The following is a 15,237-nucleotide window of genomic DNA, read 5'->3' as shown; positions in this document are numbered from 1 at the left end:
TGTGTGCCTTCTAGTGCCGTCTCACGCGTTGCGGCGCGACGCGATCGCCTCGTACACCATGCCGACGAGGAGGTCGTCGGCATCCCTGCGGCCGAACTCCGAGGCCGCGCGGGACATCTCGTACAGCCGGTGCGGATCGGCGAGCACCGGGAGTACGTTGCCCTGCACCCACTCGGGCGTCAGTTCGGCGTCGTCCACCAGGAGTCCGCCGCCCGCCTTGACCACCGGCTGGGCGTTCAGCCGCTGTTCGCCGTTGCCGATGGGCAGCGGGACGTAGGCGGCCGGAAGCCCGACGGCGGAGAGTTCGGCGACGGTCATCGCGCCCGCACGGCAGAGCATCATGTCCGCCGCGGCGTACGCGAGGTCCATCCGGTCCACGTACGGTACCGGGATGTAGGGCGGCATACCGGGCATGTTCTCGACGTACGGCATTTCGTTCTTCGGGCCGACCGCGTGCAGGATCTGGATCCCCGCGCGCTGGAGCACCGGAGCGACCTGCTGGACGACCTCGTTGAGCCGCCGCGCGCCCTGCGAACCGCCGGAGACGAGCAGCGTCGGCAGGTTCGGGTCGAGGCCGAAGGCGGCACGCGCCTCCGGGCGGACCCGGGCCCGGTCGAGCGTGGCGATGGTGTGCCGCAGCGGGATGCCGATGTAGCGGGAGTTGCGCAGCTTGCTGTCCGGGGTGGCGACGGCCACCCCGTGGGCGTACCGCGACCCGATCTTGTTGGCGAGGCCGGGACGCGCGTTGGCCTCGTGCACGACGATCGGCGTCCCGGTCCGCTTGGCCGCGAGGTACCCGGGCAGCGCGACGTAGCCGCCGAAGCCGACCACGCAGTCCGCCTTCGTCCGCTCCAGGATCTGCTCGGCCGCCTTGATCGTGCCGCGCAGCCGTCCCGGGACGGTGATCAGCTCAGGGGTGGGCTTGCGCGGCAGCGGGACGGCCGGGATCAGCGCGAGTTCGTAGCCCCGCTCGGGTACGAGTCGGGTCTCCAGACCACGCTCCGTGCCCAGGGCCGTGATGCCCACGGTCGGGTCCTGCCTCCGCAGGGCGTCCGCGAGGGCGAGCGCGGGCTCGATGTGGCCGGCGGTCCCCCCACCGGCGAGTACGACATGCACCGAAATTCACCGCTCTCCGGACGAACGCGCCTTGACGCGCCGTCTCATCGTGTTCCATCTCACCCGAGGTTGCCGCATGGCCAGGGCCGCCTTTGCCGCCGGGTCCTCCCGCGCGAAGGCGATGAGGAGTCCGATGGCGAACATGGTCGGCAGCAGGGCCGAACCCCCGTAGGAGAACAGCGGGAGCGGGACACCGGCGATCGGCAGCAGACCGAGCACCGCACCGACATTGATCACGGCCTGCGCCGTGATCCAGGTGGTCACGCCTCCCGCGGCATACCGTACGAAGGGGTCCTCCGTGCGTCCGGCCACGCGGATACCCGCATAGCCTAGAGCCGCGAACAGAGCGAGCACCGACAGTGTCCCCGCCAGGCCGAGTTCCTCCCCCGTGATGGCGAAGATGAAGTCGGTGTGCGGTTCCGGCAGTTGACCCCATTTTTCCACACTCGCGCCGAGCCCGGAACCGAAGAATCCGCCGGAGGCCAGGGCATAGATCCCGTGCACGGCCTGCCAGCACTGGTCGCCAGGACCGGGATCGGTGGCACCGATGCAGGCGAGCCTCGCCATGCGGTTGGGGCTGGTCTTGATGAGGATCACGCCGAGCAGGGCCGCGATCGAGAGCACCCCCGCGAAGAGCCGGGTGGGCGCCCCCGCGAGCCAGAGCAGACCGAAAAGGATCGCCGTGAGAATGATCGCGGTGCCCATGTCGCCGCCCAGCATGATCAGTCCGAGCAGCATGAAGGCGACCGGCACGAGCGGCACCAGCATGTGCTTCCACTGGGTCAAAAGGCGCTTGTCCTGCTTGCGGGCGAGCAGGTCCGCGCCCCACAGGACCAGGGCGAGCTTGGCGAACTCACTGGGCTGGAGCTGGAACGGGCCGCCCAGGTAGATCCAGTTCTGGTTTCCGTTGACACTGCGCCCTATCCCGGGGACCTGCACGAGCACCATCAGGAAGACGGTCACCGCGAGGATGGGATAGGCCAGCGCCCGGTGCAGCTTGATGGGCATGCGCATGGCCACGAGCAGCAGGATCGAGCCGAGCACGGCCGCCACGAACTGCTTGCGGAAGAAGTACGCGGCGGGCAGGTCAAGCTGCAGCGCCTGGATCATCGACGCCGAGTAGACCATCACCAGGCCGAGCACGGTGATCAGCAGGCTGCTGCCGAAGATGAGGTAGTACGCGGTCAGCGGCCGGTCCCAGGCGCGCTTGGCCCGGGTGTAGGACCGCCGCACCGGATTCTCCCGCGGCGGGCGCGGCGCGCCCGCGGAACGGACCGGCGCGGGGCGCCGTGCGAGGCGCGTGGGCGCTCGCCCGCTACTGCCTGCCATCAGGACCCCCGCCGAGACACCACGACGCTGCCACGTGCCCTCCTAAGGGTGCCGGGCGCCCCCGGACCGCTGGGGCCCGCGTCAGGCGCTCGCGCCGAGTTCGCGGACCGCGTCCGCGAACGCGTCACCACGCTTGTTGTAGTTGGTGAACATGTCCATCGACGCACAGGCCGGAGCCATCAGTACGGTGTCCCCCGGCTCGGCGAGCCGTGCCGCCTGCCGTACCGCCTCGGACATCGCCCCAGTGTCGGTCCGGTCGAGGTCGACGACCGGGACCTCGGGCGCGTGTCGCGCCAGGGCTTCGCGGATCAGCGCGCGGTCGGCGCCGATCAGGACGACACCCCGAAGTCGCTTGGCCGACTTGGTGACCAGCTCGTCGAAGGTGGCGCCCTTGGCGAGCCCGCCCGCGATCCAGACGATCGATTCGTACGCCGCCAACGACGCTTCCGCGGCGTGGGTGTTGGTGGCCTTGGAGTCGTCGACGTACGCCACTTCGGCCACGTCGGCGACGTGTTCGATGCGGTGGGCGTCGGGACGGAAGGCGCGCAGGCCGTCGCGCACGGCCGTCGCCGGCACGCCGTAGGCGCGCGCGAGAGCGGCCGCGGCCAGGGCGTTGGCGATGTTGTGCGGCGCGGGCGGCTGCACGTCGGAGATCTCCGCGAGCTCCTGCGCCTGCTTCTGGCGGTCCGGCACGAACGCACGGTCGACCAGGATGCCGTCCACGACGCCCAGTTGCGAGGGCGCGGGCGCGTTCAGCGTGAAACCGACGGCGCGGCAGCCCTCTTCGACGTCGGCCGCGCGGACCAGGTCCTCGGTCGCCTTGTCGGCGACGTTGTAGACGCAGGCGACCTGATTGCCCTCGTACACCCGGCCCTTGTCGGCGGCGTACGCCTCCATGGAGCCGTGCCAGTCCAGGTGGTCGGGGGCGAGGTTCAGGACCGTCGCGGAGTGGGCGCGCAGCGAGGGCGCCCAGTGCAGCTGGTAGCTGGAGAGCTCGACGGCGAGCACGTCGTACGGCTCGTCGCCGGTGACGACGTCGAGCAGCGAGACCCCGATGTTGCCGACGGCGGCGGTGCGCAGCCCTGCCGCCTCCAGGATCGAGGCCAGCATGCGCACGGTCGTGGTCTTGCCGTTCGTGCCGGTGACCGCGAGCCACGGCGCGGCATCGGGGCCGCGCAGGCGCCAGGCCAGCTCCACGTCGCCCCACACCTCGACACCCGCCGCGGCGGCCGCCGCGAAGAGCGGCTTGTCCGGCTGCCAGCCGGGCGTGGTGACGATCAGTTCGGTGCCTTCGGGCAGGGTGGCCCCGTCGCCGAGGCGGACGGTGATGCCCTCGGCCGCCAGCTCGTCGGCCTGCGTACGGGAGCGCTCGTCGTCGCCGTCGTTGACGACCGTGACGACCGCGCCCAGGCCGTGCAGCACGCGGGCCGCCGGGATACCGGAGACACCGAGCCCGGCGACGGTGACGTTCTTCCCCTGCCAGCTGGTCACTTCTTGGCTGCCCATCCTGCGTAGAAGAGGCCGAGTCCGACGATCACGCACATGCCCTGGATGATCCAGAAGCGGACCACCACAAGGACTTCGGACCACCCCTTGAGTTCGAAGTGGTGCTGCAGTGGCGCCATGCGGAAGACGCGCTTCCCGGTCATCCGGAAGGAGCCGACCTGGATGACGACGGACATCGTGATCAGGACGAAGAGGCCGCCGAGCAGGGCGAGGAGCATCTCCGTGCGCGAGCAGATCGCGAGTCCGGCGAGCGCGCCGCCGAGGGCGAGCGAGCCGGTGTCACCCATGAAGATCTTGGCGGGCGAGGTGTTCCACCACAGGAAGCCGAAGCAGGCGCCCATCAGCGCGGAGGCCACGACGGCGAGGTCGAGTGGGTCTCTGACCTCGAAACACGCCTGTGGGTTGGTCAGCGTGACCGCGTTGGCGCAGGACTCCTGGTACTGCCAGACACCGATGAAGGTGTACGCGCCGAAGACCATCACGGAGGCGCCGGTGGCGAGTCCGTCGAGGCCGTCGGTGAGGTTCACGCCGTTCGACATCGCGAGGATCATGAACAGCGCCCAGACCACGAAGAGCACCGGGCCGATCGACCAGCCGAAGTCCGTGACGAACGACAGCTTGGTGGAGGCCGGGGTCTGGTTGCGGTTGTCCGGCCAGTTGAGCGCGAGCACGGCGAAGCCGATGCCGACGATCAGCTGGCCCGCCATCTTCGCCTTGGCGCGCAGACCGAGCGAGCGCTGCTTGACGATCTTGATGTAGTCGTCGAGGAAGCCGACGAGGCCCATGCCCGCCATCAGGAAGAGCACGAGGAGCCCGGAGAGCGTGGTCTCCGTGCCCGTGATGACCTTCGTGAGGAAGTACGCGATGAGCGTGGCGAGGATGAAGGCGATGCCACCCATGGTCGGCGTACCGCGCTTGCTGTGGTGCTCGCGCGGGCCGTCGTCCCGGATGAACTGCCCATAGCCCTTGCGGGCAAGGAACTTGATAAGGAGCGGGGTTCCGACCAGGGTCAGGAAGAGCCCGATCACACCCGCGAAGAGGATCTGCCTCATCGGCCGGCGACCTGCCCCTCGGACGACGCGGAGTCGTCGAGCAGCGCCGTGGCGACCCGCTCGAGACCGACCGATCTGGAAGCCTTCACCAGCACGACGTCTCCCGGGCGCAGCTCGCTGCGCAGCAGGTCGATCGCCGCCTGTGCGTCGGACACGTGCACCGACTCCTCACCCCACGAACCCTCGTTGTATGCGCCCAGTTGGAGCCAGGACGCTTCCCTGCCCCCGACTGCCACGAGCTTGCTCACGTTCAGTCGGACAGCGAGCCGTCCGACCGCGTCGTGTTCGGCGAGCCCCTCGTCACCGAGCTCGGCCATGTGACCGAGCACCGCCCACGTACGACGTCCCTTGGCCATGGCCGCGAGCGCGCGCAGGGCGGCTCGCATGGACTCGGGGTTCGCGTTGTAGGCGTCGTTGACGACCGTCACGCCGTCCGGGCGCTCGGTGACCTCCATCCGCCAGCGGGACAGCGTGCCCGCCTCGGAGAGCGCGCGGGCGATCTCGTCTGCGGACATGCCCAGCTCATGGGCGACGGCGGCCGCGGCAAGCGCGTTCGACACGTGGTGCTCACCGTACAGCCGCAAGGTCACGTCGCTGCACCCGGAGGGTGTGTGCAGCGTAAAGGCAGGCTGTCCGACGTCTGTGAGCCGGACATTCTCGGCGCGTACGTCGGCGTCGGCGCGCTCTCCGAAGAACAGGACGCGCGCCTTCGTGCGTGAAGCCATGGCGCGGACGAGGGGGTCGTCGGCGTTGAGGACGGCGGTGCCGTCGGCGGGCAGGCTCTCGACGAGTTCACCCTTCGCCTCTGCGATCTGCTCGCGTCCGCCGAACTCGCCGATGTGGGCGGTGCCGACGTTGAGCACGAGGCCGATCTTCGGCGGGGTGAGGCCGGTGAGGTAGCGGATGTGGCCGACTCCGCGGGCGCCCATCTCCAGGACGAGGAACCGCGTCTCGTCGGTGGCGCTGAGGGCGGTGAGCGGCAGGCCGATCTCGTTGTTGAGCGAGCCCGGCGTGAAGACCGTGGGCGCCTTGCTCCGCAGGACCTGGGCGAGCAGGTCCTTGGAGCTGGTCTTGCCGACGGAGCCGGTGAGCGCCACGAGCGTCGCGCCGAGGCGCTCCACGACGTGCCGCGCAAGGGCACCGAGCGCCGCCTGCACGTCGTCCACGACGATGGCCGGTACGCCGACGGGGCGCGAGGCCAGGACGGCGGCGGCGCCCGCTTCGACCACCGCCGACGCGTAGTCGTGGCCGTCGACGCGTTCACCGACGAAGGCGACGAAGAGGCTGCCGGGCTCCACTTCACGGGAGTCCCTGACGACCGGTCCGGTGACCTGGACGGACGGATCCGGTATGTCGTACGTCTGCCCGCCGACGACAGTTGCGATCTCGGCGAGGGAGAGGGCGATCACAGATTCATCCCTGGGTTTGCTGGATAGCTTCGCGAAGTACCTGGCGGTCGTCGAAGGGACGCACCACCCCGGCGATGTCCTGCCCCTGCTCGTGGCCCTTGCCCGCGACGAGCACCGTGTCGCCCGGTTCGGCCCGGGCGACGGCGGCGCGGATGGCGGCGGCGCGGTCCTCGAAGACGGCGACCTCGCCGCGCTCGTGGGCCGGCACGTCGGCGGCGCCGGCGAGCATCGTGGCGAGGATCGCCAGGGGGTCCTCGCCGCGGGGGTTGTCGGCGGTCAGTACGGCGGTGTCGGCGAGCCGGGCCGCGGCGGCGCCCATCGGCATCCGCTTGGTCTTGTCCCGGTCGCCGCCGCAGCCGAGCACGATGTGCAGCTTGTTCTCGGTGACCTTGCGCAGGGCGCGCAGGACCGATTCGACGGCGTCCGTCTTGTGGGCGTAGTCGACGACCGCGAGGTAGGGCTGGCCCGCGTCGATGCGCTCCAGGCGGCCGGGGACGCCCGGCACCGCGGCGACGCCGTCGGCGGCCTGCTGCGGGTCGATCCCCGCGACGGCCAGCGAGACGATCGCGGAGAGCGTGTTGGCCACGTTGAAGGGACCGGCCAACGGGGACTTCGCGGTGATCCGCTCGCCCTTCGGGCCGACCACGACGAACGTGGAGTCGAACGGCGTCACCTCGACGCCTTCCGCTCGCCAGTCGGCGTCGGGGTGGCCCTCGGCGGAGAAGGTGGTGACGGGGACCTCGGACTCGGTGATGAGCCGGCGCCCGTACTCGTCGTCGAAGTTGACCACGCCGAGCCGGGAGCGCTGTTTGGTGAACAGCTGCGCCTTGGCCTGGAAGTAGTCCTCCATGTCGGAGTGGAACTCCATGTGCTCCGGGCTGAGGTTGTTGAAGACGGCGACATCGAAGATGCAGCCGTCCACCCGGCCGAGCACGAGGGCGTGGCTGGAGACCTCCATGGCGACGGCCTCGACGCCGCGCTCGCGCATCACCGCGAACAGCGCCTGGAGGTCGGTCGCCTCGGGGGTCGTGCGTTCGGACTTGATCCGCTCGTCACCGATGCGCATCTCGACCGTGCCGATGAGGCCGGTCGACTTGATGCCCTTGAAGCCGCCCTCGACGAGGTAGGCGGTGGTGGTCTTGCCGGACGTTCCGGTGATGCCGATCTGCAGCAGATCGCGCCCCGGATGGCCGTACACCGTGGCCGCGAGCTCCCCCATGGAGCCGCGCGGGTCGGCGACGACCAGGACCGGCAGGCCCGTGACGGCCGCGCGTTCGGCGCCCGTCGGGTCGGTGAGGATCGCGGCGGCACCGAGGTCGGCGGCCTGCGCGACGAAGTCGGCGCCGTGCAGCCGGGCGCCGGGCAGGGCAGCGTAGATGTCGCCCGGCCGGACCGCGCGGGAGTCGTGCGTGATGCCGCTGACCTCCCCCGTGCCCGGGGCGGCGACGCCCAGCTGATCGGCGATCCTGGCGAGCGGCGTCGCGGAGACCTGGACCGGCCGCGGCGGTCCCGGATATGTCACGGGAACGCCCTTCTGGGTGGTTTGGGACTGATCGGCGTGTGGCACGGCGGTGAGCGTACCGGGCGCACCGGCTGTTGGGCGAAGCGGGCGGTGTGGCGGGGGCTGGTTCCCCGGCCGCGGGGTGATCGTTGTCACGGGTTTGTCCTGGTGGGGCTCAGGGTTCGAAGGTGACGGGGAGCCGGGCCGCGCCCTTGCCGGTGGGCGGGACCTGGAGCGTCTTGAGGGCGAACTGCATGACTTCCTTGTAGATGGGGCCGCAGATCTGGCCGCCGAAGTAGCTGCCCTTGGTGGCGTTCTGGATGGCGCAGTAGACGGTGACGCGCGGCTTGTCGGCGGGCGCGAACCCGGCGAACGACGAGGTGTAGCCCTTGTACCGGCCGGTCTCGGGGTCGACCCGGTTGGCCGTACCCGTCTTGCCCGCGACCCGGTAGCCGGCGATGCGGGCCTTGGTGCCCGTGCCCTCTTCGTCGTCGACGACGGACTCGAGCATCTGCGACACGGTCCTGGCGGTCTTCTCGCTCACCACGCGGGTCTTCTTGGGCTTGGGCGCGGGCGTGAAGCGGCCGTCGGGGCCCTTTATGCCGCGCACCAGCGTGGGCTCGACGCGTACGCCGCCGTTGGCGATGGTCGAGTAGACGGAGGTCGCCTGCATCGCGTTGATCGAGAAGCCCTGGCCGAACGGGATCGTGTACTGCTGCGAGGTGGACCACTTGTCGGGGGGCGCGAAGATGCCGGACGTCTCGCCGGGGAAGCCGAGCCCGGTCTCCCTGCCGATGCCGAACTTGCGCAGGTAGGAGTAGAGCGACCGGTTGGCTTCCTTCTGGGTCTTGCCCAGCTCGCCGGTGGCCAGGATGGTGCCGATGTTGCTGGACTTGGCGAGCACGCCGCTGAGCGTGAGGTGCCAGGTCGGGTGGTCGATGTCGTCCTTGAAGAGCCGGTCGCCGCGGTGCAGCCGGTTGGGGACCGTGACATGGGTGCCGGGGGTGGCCGCGTTCTCCTCGAGGACGGCGGCCATCGACATGACCTTGGCGGTCGAGCCCGGCTCGAAGGCGTCCTGGAGCGAGGCGTTGCCCAGTGCCGTGCCGTCGGCCTGCGAGAGGTCGTTCGGGTCGAAGCCCGGCGAGTTCGCCATCGCGAGGATCTCGCCGGTCTTGTTGTCCTGCACTATCACGTAGCCGCGGTCCGCCCTGGACTTCTCCACTTGCTCGGTGATCGCGTTCTGGGCGGCCCACTGGATGTCGCGGTCGATGGTGAGCTCGACGTCCGAGCCGGGCACGGCGGGCGTCTCCGTGCTGCCGGCGGTCGGCACCTGGTGGCCGCCGGACTGGGCGTACCTGATCTTGCCGTCCTTGCCCGCGAGCTCCTTGTCGAGCTGCTGCTCCACGCCGCCCGCGCCCTTGCCCTCGGCGTTGACCCAGCCCAGTATCCCGGCGGCCAGGGTGTCGTTCGGGTACACGCGCTTGCTGCTGGGGTCCTGGAAGACGCCCGCCAGGACGTTGGCGCTCTTCTTGTCGGTGCCCTCCTTGTCGGCGAGCGCGCCGCGCAGGTCCTTGATCTGCTTCCAGACCTGCGGGGTCTGCCGGCGCGCGAGCAGGACGTAGCGCGTCTTGGGGGTCTTGAGCTGCTCGGTGAGCCGGTCGACGTCCTTGTCGAGGATCGGGGCGAGGAGCGCGGCGGCCTGCTCGGGCCCGTCCTTGATGCCCATCTCCTTGGCCGTGAACATCGTGGGGTCGGCCGTGATGTCGTACGCGTCCACGCTGGCGGCCAGCTCGACGCCGCGGCGGTCGGTGATGCCGCCGCGCTCGGCGGCCAGGACGTGGCTGAAGTAGCGGTTCTTCTCGGCCTTGGTGGTGTAGACGCTCGCGTCCACCGCCTGCACCTGCAGGAGGCGTACGACGAAGGCCAGCATCACCAGGGTCAGACCGAGGCTCACCATGCGCAGGCGGGGCCGCGGGCTGCCGAGCCGGATGGTGCGGGTCTTGGAGGCGGCCGTGCGCGGGCGGCGGGCGGGCCCGGCTCCCCCTCCTGTGCGGCGCTGCTGGCCGGGGCGGGCGGGGCGCGAGGGCCGCGCGGGACCCGGGACCCTGCGTCGCGGGGGTTGGCGGTCCGTCACTTACGTCACCTGCCGGAGGTCGTGGGGCCGGGCTTCGCGGAAGGGGTGGGCGTGGGCGGGGCAGCTGAGGGGGCCGATTCCGTGGCGGCGGGCGCCGGGGACGCCGGGAGCGGTTCGGGGGCGGGCGTCACCGGGATCGAGACCGAGGGGGCCGGTGAGGCCACCTCCTGCGGGCGCGGATCGGGCCCCGCCGCGGACTGCTCGGCGGCTCCGGGAACGCCGCGCACGGTGCCGTCCGGGTTCAGGAAGGCCGGGTCGCCGCCCGGCACCATGCCGAGCTCGCGGGCGCGGCGCTGGAGGGCGTCAGGAGCCGCGTAGGCGTCCACGTCCCGCTGGAGTTCCTGCTCCTGGTCCGTGAGCTCCGTCGTCTCCTTCTTGAGTTCGCTCAGCTGGAACGAGCCTTCGTTGAGCGAGGAGTTCAGGATGAGGAGGCCGATCAGACCGCCGCCGAGCAGCAGCACGACGAGCAGGACGAACGGCGTGCGCGCGGCCTGGCTCGGCCCCGACGGCAGCAGCCGGGCGAGCCGGGCGGCCCTTCCGCGCAGCTCGGGCTTCTTGCTCATGGGGCCTCCTCAGGGACGCCGATCACGGATGCTCCCGGCGGGCGCGCTTCACGGGGTCTCCTCGCGGATGCGCTGCGCACCCCGCAGCCGTGCCGGGGCGGCCCGGCGGTTCTCGGCGACCTCTTCCTCGGTGGGCAGTTCCGCGCCGCGCGTGAGGAGCTTGAGCCGGGGCTGGTAGCGCTCGGGGACGACGGGCAGGCCGGGCGGCGCGGTGGTCGCGGCGCCGGCCGCGAGGACCTGCTTGACCAGGCGGTCCTCGAGCGAGTGGTACGAGAGGACGGCGATGCGGCCGCCGACGGCGAGCGTCTTCACGGCCGCCGGGATGGCCGCCTCCAGGACGCTCAGCTCGCCGTTGACCTCGATGCGCAGGGCTTGGAAGGTGCGCTTGGCGGGGTTGCCGCCGGTGCGCTTGGCGGCCTGCGGCAGGGAGTCACGGATCAGCTCGACGAGCCGCGCGCTGTTGCTGAACGGCTCCTTCTCGCGCTCGCGCACGACGGCGCTCACGATCCGCTTGGCCTGCTTCTCCTCGCCGTACTGGCGCAGGATGCGCACCAGTTCGCCCGGCGCGTACGTGTTGAGGACCTCGGCGGCGCTGACGCCGGTCGTCTGGTCCATGCGCATGTCCAGGGGCGCGTCCTGCGCGTAGGCGAAGCCGCGGTCCGCCTCGTCGAGCTGCATCGAGGAGACGCCGAGGTCGAAGAGGACGCCCTGGACCTTGGCGATGCCGAGCCGGTCGAGCACCTCGGGGAGTTCGTCGTAGACCGCGTGCACCAGCTCGGCCCGGTCGCCGAACGGGGCGAGCCGCTCCCCGGAGAGCCGCAGGGCCTCCTTGTCGCGGTCCAGGCCGATGAGGCGGGCCGACGGGAAGGTGGACAGCAGCGCCTCGCTGTGGCCGCCGAGTCCCAGGGTGCAGTCGACGACGACCGCGCCCGGCTCGGCGAGCGCGGGGGCCAACAGGTCCAGGCATCGCTGGAGCATCACCGGGACGTGTCGGGTCTGGCTCAAAGGGCCCTCTCAGATCCGGCGCGGCGAGACGTGCGCACGGCCGGGTCCCCGCCCGCTCGGGAAGGGGAATGGCCTGCTGGCGCCGGGGAAGTGGCGTCAGCCGACCGGGAGCGGGAGGAGGCCGAGCCGTACGTACGCGCCGCGCACGCGGGGGGATTCGGGAATCCCCGGTGTGAACTGTCCAGCGGGGAGCAGGTCACGGCCCTCCCACTTCGCGTCACTTTAGTCCACCCTGTCGCCCGGTCAATCAACTGGCCTGCGCGTCGCGGACGGGTCCTCGACGAGCCGTGGAACGTGCCTCGTCACCCGTTCGGGGGTAGGCACCGCAGCTCTGTGGGTTAGCTCACAACAAGACTCATTGACGTTCTTTGTCCCTTCTCACAGCGGGCCCGGTCGATCAGTGCCGACTAACGTCATAGCCATGTCGACTTCCGCATCCCCTACGGGCCGCACTCCCGCAGAGCCGAGCGGTGACATAGCCGCCGGCACCGTCACGGACCGCCTCGTCGAGGCGAACCAGCGCTACGCCGCCGGCTTCACCGATCCCGGCATGGACGCCCGTCCCGTGCTCGGCGTGGCCGTCGTCGCCTGCATGGACGCCCGCCTCGATCTCCACGACGCGCTCGGCCTCGAACTGGGCGACTGCCACACCATCCGCAACGCGGGCGGCGTGGTCACCGACGACGTCATCCGCTCCCTGACGATCAGCCAGCGCGCCCTCGGCACGAAGAGCGTCGTACTGATCCACCACACCAGCTGCGGTCTGGAGAGCCTCACCGAGGAGTTCCGGCACGAGCTGGAGCTCGAGGTCGGCCAGCGGCCCGCCTGGGCGGTGGAGGCCTTCCGCGACGTCGACCAGGACGTGCGGCAGTCGATGCAGCGCGTTCGGACCTCGCCGTTCCTCCTGCACACCGACGATGTGCGGGGATTCGTCTTCGATGTGACCACGGGTCTGCTCCGGGAGATCGACCCTGGGTGACCGGGTCCGGACCGGACCTTTCCGGACCGGCTCGACGGCCAAAAGGCCGCAAGACCCGACATATCGCCGCCAGTTATCCACGGGCGAGTGACACAACCCGGTATGCCCAACAAGAATGCGGGGTGGGCACCACGCTGAACGATTCGTGCGTGGTGTCCGTGATTCGGGGTGGGCCGGGCCGCACACACATGCGTCGGCCCGGAGAACGTGTCCGAGGAGGGCCGGGTGACGACCTATGACGATCGAGCGAGCCTCACTGATCTGACCGCCACAGCGGAGCGTGTCCGCAGGTCGGTCGAGGGTGTGATCGAAGGCAAGCCAGAGGTCGTACGGCTTTCGCTTACCGTGCTCCTCGCCGAGGGGCACCTGCTGATCGAAGACGTGCCTGGCGTGGGCAAGACCATGCTCGCCAAGGCACTTGCACGGTCCATCGACTGCTCCGTGCGGCGCATCCAGTTCACGCCCGACCTGCTGCCGTCGGACATCACCGGTGTGTCCATCTTCGACCAGCAGCGCCGGGACTTCGAGTTCAAGCCCGGCGCGATCTTCGCGCAGATCGTGATCGGCGACGAGATCAACCGCGCGTCCCCCAAGACGCAGTCCGCGCTCCTGGAGTCCATGGAGGAGCGCCAGGTCACCATCGACGGGCAGACCTACGAACTGCCGAGCCCCTTCATGGTGGTGGCGACGCAGAACCCCGTCGAGATGGAGGGGACCTATCCCCTGCCCGAGGCGCAGCGCGACCGCTTCATGGCGCGCGTCTCGATCGGCTATCCGAACCCGGAGGCCGAGCTGCAGATGCTGGACGTGCACGGCGGTGTCTCGCCGCTGGACGACCTCCAGCCGGTGGCGCACGCGCACGACATCGTGAAGCTCATCGACGCGGTCCGCACGGTCCACGTCGCGGACACCGTGCGGCGGTACGCCGTGGAACTGGTGGGGGCGACCCGCAACCACCCGGACCTGAGACTCGGGGCCTCCCCGCGCGCGACGCTGCACCTGCTGCGGGCCGCCAAGGCGTCCGCGGCGCTCAGCGGCCGCGAGTTCGCCCTGCCGGACGACGTCCAGGCCCTCGCCGTGGCGGTGCTCGCGCACCGGCTGCTGCCCACCGCGCAGGCCCAGTTGAACCGGCGTACGGCCGAATCGGTCGTCCTGGAGATCCTCCAGCGCACGCCCGTCCCGGCCGCCGTGCAGCCGGGCAGCGGCTACTTCAACCAGCAGCCGCCCGGCGCACGGAGGCTGTGATGGCGGCCGGGGGGCCGCAGCCGGCGCAGGCCGAGGAGGGGAAGGGCGGACTGCGGACCGCGCTCGCGGGTCTGACCACGCGCGGGCGTTCGTTCCTCGCGGCCGGGATCGCCGCCGCCGTCTGCGCGTACGTCCTGGGCCAGAGTGATCTGCTCCGGGTCGGGCTGCTGCTCGCCGTCCTGCCGCTGGTGTGCGCGACGGTGCTCTACCGCACCCGTTACCGCGTCGCGGGCAGCCGCAGGCTCTCCCCCGCGCGCGTGCCCGCCAGTTCGGAGGCCCGGGTCCATCTGCGGATGGACAACGTCTCGCGGCTGCCCACGGGCCTCCTCATGCTCCAGGACCGGGTGCCCTACGTCCTGGGGCCACGGCCCCGGTTCGTGCTCGACCGGGTGGAGGCGGGGGGCCGCCGCGAGGTGTCCTACCGCGTCCGCTCGGACCTGCGGGGGCGCTATCCGCTGGGTCCGCTCCAGCTCCGCCTGACGGACCCCTTCGGGATGTGCGAACTGACCCGCTCCTTCTCGACGTACGACACCTTGACGGTCATTCCGCGCGTGGAGGCACTGCCTCCGGTGCGCCTCACCGGCGAGGCCAAGGGGTACGGCGACGGGCGGCACCGCTCGCTGGCCCTGGCGGGCGAGGACGACGTGATCCCGCGGGGCTACCGCCACGGCGACGACCTGCGCCGCGTCCACTGGCGCTCCACGGCCCGCTACGGCGAGCTGATGGTGCGCCGCGAGGAGCAGCCGCAGCGGGCCCGCTGCACGGTGCTCCTGGACACCCGGGCGCACGCCTTCCGGGGCGCGGGTCCGGACTCGGCCTTCGAGTGGGCGGTGTCGGGCACGGCGTCCGCCCTGGTGCACATGCTCGAACGGGGCTTTTCGGTACGGCTGTTGACCGACACCGGGAACTCCGTGCCCGGCGAGGGCTCGGACGGTTTCGCGGGCGCCAGCCAGGAGTCGGCGGACGCGGCGGGACTGATGATGGACACCCTCGCGGTGATCGACCACTCGGACGGCGCGGGGCTCTCCCCCGCGTACGACGTGCTGCGCGGGGGCAACGAAGGCCTGCTGATCGCCTTCTTCGGCGACCTCGACGAGGAGCAGACGACGGTGGCCGCCAAGATGCGGCAGCGCAGCGGCGCCGCCGTGGCCTTCGTCCTGGACAGCACGGCCTGGGCCCAGGGCCCGGGCGGCGCCGTCCCGGGCCCCGGCGACGAGCGGGTCCGGATGCTGCGCGAGGCGGGCTGGACGGCCGTGGCCGTGCCTCCCGGGGTCGCGCTGGTGGACCTGTGGCGCCAGGCGGACCATCTGCGGGCGAGCACGGGCCCAGCTCCGGCGGCGGGGACGACGACCGGGGGCTGGGGATGAGCGGCCGAGCCCGCGCACGTACGACAGCACG

Annotated in this window: 12 protein-coding genes; 3 read left to right on the top strand and 9 right to left on the bottom strand. The window is 71.1% G+C overall.

All coding sequences use genetic code 11. From position 1 onward, the window contains the following. Positions 1 to 21 precede the first annotated feature (21 nt). The 9 genes from murG to rsmH all read right to left on the bottom strand — a co-directional run bounded on the left by murG (position 22) and on the right by rsmH (position 11,615). The gene (murG, locus tag ACIGXX_RS21215; RefSeq protein WP_361463752.1) at positions 22 to 1,116 is read right to left on the bottom strand and encodes an undecaprenyldiphospho-muramoylpentapeptide beta-N-acetylglucosaminyltransferase; all 1,095 of its coding nucleotides are present in this window, start codon (positions 1,114 to 1,116) and stop codon (positions 22 to 24) included. 6 nt (positions 1,117 to 1,122) lie between these two features. After that, complete coding sequence (gene ftsW / locus ACIGXX_RS21210) at positions 1,123 to 2,445, bottom strand: putative lipid II flippase FtsW (protein ID WP_351162390.1); 1,323 nt, start codon at positions 2,443 to 2,445, stop codon at positions 1,123 to 1,125. Between the two features lie 81 nt (positions 2,446 to 2,526). Next, entirely contained in the window at positions 2,527 to 3,951 is a 1,425-nt protein-coding gene (gene murD / locus ACIGXX_RS21205; protein ID WP_361463755.1) for a UDP-N-acetylmuramoyl-L-alanine--D-glutamate ligase, read from the bottom strand. Then, a complete protein-coding gene (gene mraY, locus ACIGXX_RS21200; protein WP_351162394.1) occupies positions 3,933 to 5,003 on the bottom strand; it encodes a phospho-N-acetylmuramoyl-pentapeptide-transferase in 1,071 nt (356 codons plus the stop codon). Before mraY ends, murD begins: the two co-directional genes overlap by 19 nt. Next, positions 5,000 to 6,412 (bottom strand): UDP-N-acetylmuramoyl-tripeptide--D-alanyl-D-alanine ligase, encoded by a 1,413-nt coding sequence (gene murF / locus ACIGXX_RS21195; protein WP_351162396.1) that lies wholly within the window; start codon positions 6,410 to 6,412, stop codon positions 5,000 to 5,002. Before murF ends, mraY begins: the two co-directional genes overlap by 4 nt. 4 nt (positions 6,413 to 6,416) lie before the next feature. Next, positions 6,417 to 8,069 (bottom strand): UDP-N-acetylmuramoyl-L-alanyl-D-glutamate--2,6-diaminopimelate ligase, encoded by a 1,653-nt coding sequence (locus tag ACIGXX_RS21190; RefSeq protein WP_351162398.1) that lies wholly within the window; start codon positions 8,067 to 8,069, stop codon positions 6,417 to 6,419. A 19-nt stretch (positions 8,070 to 8,088) separates the two neighbouring features. Beyond that, the gene (locus ACIGXX_RS21185) at positions 8,089 to 10,047 is read right to left on the bottom strand and encodes a penicillin-binding protein 2 (RefSeq protein WP_351162400.1); all 1,959 of its coding nucleotides are present in this window, start codon (positions 10,045 to 10,047) and stop codon (positions 8,089 to 8,091) included. A 5-nt stretch (positions 10,048 to 10,052) separates the two neighbouring features. Continuing rightward, a complete protein-coding gene (locus ACIGXX_RS21180; protein ID WP_366462273.1) occupies positions 10,053 to 10,610 on the bottom strand; it encodes a hypothetical protein in 558 nt (185 codons plus the stop codon). Positions 10,611 to 10,658: 48 nt separating this feature from the next. Then, positions 10,659 to 11,615: a 16S rRNA (cytosine(1402)-N(4))-methyltransferase RsmH gene (gene rsmH, locus ACIGXX_RS21175; RefSeq protein WP_351162404.1), complete on the bottom strand. Its 957-nt coding sequence runs from the start codon at positions 11,613 to 11,615 to the stop codon at positions 10,659 to 10,661. A gap of 358 nt (positions 11,616 to 11,973) precedes the next feature. On the opposite strand from rsmH, the gene ACIGXX_RS21170 reads away from it, so the two are divergent. From ACIGXX_RS21170 to ACIGXX_RS21160, 3 genes are all read left to right on the top strand, one after another. Then, on the top strand, positions 11,974 to 12,594 hold the full coding sequence (locus ACIGXX_RS21170; protein WP_383819462.1) for a beta-class carbonic anhydrase: 621 nt from the start codon (positions 11,974 to 11,976) through the stop codon (positions 12,592 to 12,594). Positions 12,595 to 12,819: 225 nt separating this feature from the next. Beyond that, complete coding sequence (locus tag ACIGXX_RS21165) at positions 12,820 to 13,839, top strand: MoxR family ATPase (RefSeq protein WP_351162408.1); 1,020 nt, start codon at positions 12,820 to 12,822, stop codon at positions 13,837 to 13,839. Then, the gene (locus ACIGXX_RS21160; RefSeq protein ID WP_351162410.1) at positions 13,839 to 15,206 is read left to right on the top strand and encodes a DUF58 domain-containing protein; all 1,368 of its coding nucleotides are present in this window, start codon (positions 13,839 to 13,841) and stop codon (positions 15,204 to 15,206) included. Before ACIGXX_RS21165 ends, ACIGXX_RS21160 begins: the two co-directional genes overlap by 1 nt. The last annotated feature ends 31 nt before the right edge of the window (positions 15,207 to 15,237 follow it).

This window comes from Streptomyces sp. NPDC055243 (assembly GCF_044544025.1).
GTDB lineage: Bacteria > Actinomycetota > Actinomycetes > Streptomycetales > Streptomycetaceae > Streptomyces.
Note: the sequence above shows the minus strand (reverse complement) of the source record. Positions and strands in the feature narration are given on the sequence as shown.